Genomic DNA, 2,777 nt, shown 5'->3' with positions numbered 1-2,777 from the left:
TATAGTTTCTGGCGGACTTTGCAATCCCTTTTTTGCGTTTTTTTGAGGTTTTTTTGACATTTCAGTGACAGTCATCGTAAAAACAACATCTTAAACCCCATTTATTGCATATTCCGGCTTTTCAAGTCGTGGATAATAACGAATATAAACGAATCAAAATTTCATTTAACGCTTAATGGACAACACCCGCTATGTTTCAAAAACGTTTATCGAAACCGCATCATTCTATCTATCTCTATGCCATGACGTTTCTGCTCTGGCCGATTTCGGTTATTTCCGCCCCGCCACAAACCACTTACATTGAAGATTACAGCTTAACCACCTATGCCAATCCTTATACGCAAGAGGCCGATCACATAGAGCTGTTTACCAAATCCCCAAAGCGCGATTCGTTTTTTGGTTTAACCTGCAGCCGTGGTAATTCCCTGCCCAGTCTTCAGATTTTATTGTTTGATCAAGCCGTTATTAGCTCGACGCCAAAACTGATGTCGATTCAGTATCAAATTTTACCTAAATCCAATCCTGCGGTTTCACTGCCCTTGCAAGGGGTTTTGAAGGCGACTGCAACCGAACAGCGACAGGAGAATCGAATCCGACTCGAGCTGCCGCCTCAGTCGGTACAAACATTCCAACAGTTACAGCAACAGTATCGCCAGCTTTTATCGCAACTCCGCGAGGGCACAGAAATCCAAATTCAAGTCGCACACCGAATGCTTGGCGAACATAAGTTCACCTTTTCACTCAATGGACTGGATGCGTTTTTATCCACCCATGAATCACTCTGCTTTTAAAGGAGGCTTTATGTCTGGAAGACGAGAATTTATCAAACGACTGGCGGCGCTGGGTGCTTTGGGCGCTTCAGCCCCCTTTAGTTTTGCAGCACTGGCGAATGACAAATCTGCCAGGCCTGGTCAACCTTCGGTGGGCGTTGTGCTGGACCCGCTGTTTTTGCAACACGATATGAAAGGGCATCCAGAAACCGCTAAACGACTGATCGCCATTGACGCCGAAATGGAACGGCAGGGGCTGTGGCAACAGCTCACCCCGGTCAAGGGGCGCATGGCCGAAAACGATGAGCTTCTGTTCGCGCACGATCAAAACTATATCGATGAAATCGAAATGCTCAGTCGAAGCGGCGGAGGCTATTACGATCAATACAGCCAAGACACCTATTTAAACCATGCCACGTTTGATGCCGCTAAAATGGCCGCTGGCAGCAACATTGCGCTTAACCTTGCAATTTACGACCGAAAGGTGAATCGCGGCTTCGCACTGTTGCGCCCACCAGGACACCACGCGCTGGCCAACAAGGCGATGGGGTTTTGTATTTTCAACTCGGACGTGATTGCCGCACGCGCGTTACAACAGTACCGCGATGTCGGAAAAGTCGCCATTATTGACTTTGACGTTCATCACGGCAACGGCACTCAGGATCTGGTCGCGGATGACCCGACGATTATGGCCATTTCCATTCATCAACACCCTTATTGGCCGATGACGGGCGGGGCTAAGTTCACCGGCCGAGAGGCCGCGGAAGGCACAATTGTTAACTGCCCATTTCAAAAAGGCGCGGGGAACGAAACCTATCTTTCCGTTTACGACCGCGTCATTCAGCCGAAGCTGGAAGTCTTTCAGCCGGACCATATTATTGTCTTTTCCGGTTACGATGCGCACTGGCAAGACCCACTGGCCAATCACCAACTGTCCGTCGCTGGCTTTAATCAACTGGTCGATAAGTGCCTTCAGTCTGCAGACACCCTATGCAACGGCCGCATCAGCTTCACACTTGGTGGCGGTTACAACTTAAATCCTTTGGCTCAGTGTACCGTCGGCACCTTCCATACGTTATTAAACAATCCAGAGAAACAGCAGGATTTGATCGGCGAAGCGCCAACAGCGGAAACCGACTATACGGAAACCATCGACCAATTGGTACAACACCACCTTCAGGCTTAAGACTTAAAAGACTTAAAGACTTAAAGGCTGAACGATTGTAGGATTATTTATGAGACCGTTTTTCGACGCGCCCCGCGCTTTCGCTTTACGACGCCCGCTCCACTTAATCGGTGGCGGGGTGCTGTTCGCAGCGAGTCATTTAGCCTTGGCGTCTTCCACGCCAGCGCCAAACGCCCCCAACACACCGCTGCCGATTTTTGACAGTCACTCCCACTACTCTCTGGCGGACAGCCGAGTCCTATCGCCATCAAAAGTCATCTCTTATTACGATCAGTACCATGTGCTGGGTGCTATGATTTCCAGCACACCGACGGAAAAGGCCGAACACCTTTATCAATACGCTCCCAAGCGCATTATTCCATTTTTAAGCCTCTACAAAACCAAGGCCAATAAACCCAACTGGATGCGCGACCTCGATACTCTAAAGGACATAGAAGCGCAACTGGCAGCCTTCCCCTACCAAGGCATTGGCGAATTTCACATTTTCAAACAGGATACCTACAGCCCGGTTCTCAAACGCATTGTCGAAATCGCCGCCGAACGCGATCTGATGCTGCAAATTCACGGGGATGCGGAGATCGTCGATCGCATTTTTGCCATAGCGCCGGACATTCAAGTCATCTGGGCGCACCTTGGCACACGCCCGACACCGGCCTTTCTCACGGCGGTACTCGAACGTCATCCGCACACCCTATACATCGACACGTCCGTGCGTGACGGCGAATTCTTAGACGAATCTGGGCAACTGAAACCCGAATGGCGCGCCTTTTTCATTCAACATCAAGACCGAATGCTGGCCGCCATCGACACCTACAGCACAC

3 protein-coding genes are annotated in these 2,777 nt (G+C 49.9%); all 3 read left to right on the top strand.

What is annotated here, in order from left to right; all coding sequences use genetic code 11:
- The first annotated feature begins 191 nt into the window (after positions 1 to 191).
- Positions 192 to 791: a hypothetical protein gene (locus ACP5D0_RS10440; RefSeq protein WP_472365743.1), complete on the top strand. Its 600-nt coding sequence runs from the start codon at positions 192 to 194 to the stop codon at positions 789 to 791.
- 10 nt (positions 792 to 801) lie between these two features.
- Positions 802 to 1,956: a histone deacetylase family protein gene (locus ACP5D0_RS10435; protein ID WP_472365742.1), complete on the top strand. Its 1,155-nt coding sequence runs from the start codon at positions 802 to 804 to the stop codon at positions 1,954 to 1,956.
- A 49-nt stretch (positions 1,957 to 2,005) separates the two neighbouring features.
- On the top strand, positions 2,006 to 2,777 hold a 772-nt coding region (locus tag ACP5D0_RS10430), incomplete at its 3' end, for an amidohydrolase family protein (protein ID WP_472365740.1).

Source organism: Hydrogenovibrio sp., assembly GCF_049975065.1.
In the GTDB taxonomy this organism is placed as follows: domain Bacteria; phylum Pseudomonadota; class Gammaproteobacteria; order Thiomicrospirales; family Thiomicrospiraceae; genus Hydrogenovibrio.
This window is presented reverse-complemented; position numbering and strand designations above follow the sequence as displayed.